Origin of the sequence: Bradyrhizobium sp. NBAIM08 (assembly GCF_020193935.1) — a bacterium.
GTDB lineage: Bacteria > Pseudomonadota > Alphaproteobacteria > Rhizobiales > Xanthobacteraceae > Bradyrhizobium > Bradyrhizobium yuanmingense.
Map to the genome: position 1 here is coordinate 1 of NZ_JADYVR010001343.1, position 382 is coordinate 382.

The 382-nt window shown below is 64.1% G+C and carries 1 protein-coding gene; it reads right to left on the reverse strand.

What is annotated here, in order from left to right:
- Positions 1-382: hypothetical protein (locus I6F37_RS44830; protein ID WP_225155107.1), on the reverse strand; the 382-nt coding region annotated here is incomplete at both ends.

The following is a 382-nucleotide window of genomic DNA, read 5'->3' on the forward strand; positions in this document are numbered from 1 at the left end:
TCGCCAGACGGTACGCGAGGCTCTTCTCCGGCACTTCTTCCATGGGCATGAACTGCGATGTGCGTGCGGTCATTGCGAGAAGCTCGGCGACAGCGGTCTTGCGGGCCGTCTGGTCGGGGGCGTCGTGAAGGACGGCCAGCTCGTGCAGGAGATCGGGACGTTCGAGGACGATGCAGCCGCGGGTTGTTGAGGCCGCGAGCTGGCGGAAGTCCTGGAGGAACTTGGATTCGATCATCACACGGTCGATCGGCCGGGAGTCGTGAATCGATTCCTTCGCGAATTGGATGATGGGGCAGGGCTCGATGCCGCCCCAGGGGTTGATGTGGTGGCTGATGCCGGTGGCCGCGGGACAGAGGGCTCTTCCTTCGCCGTCGTAGTAGGC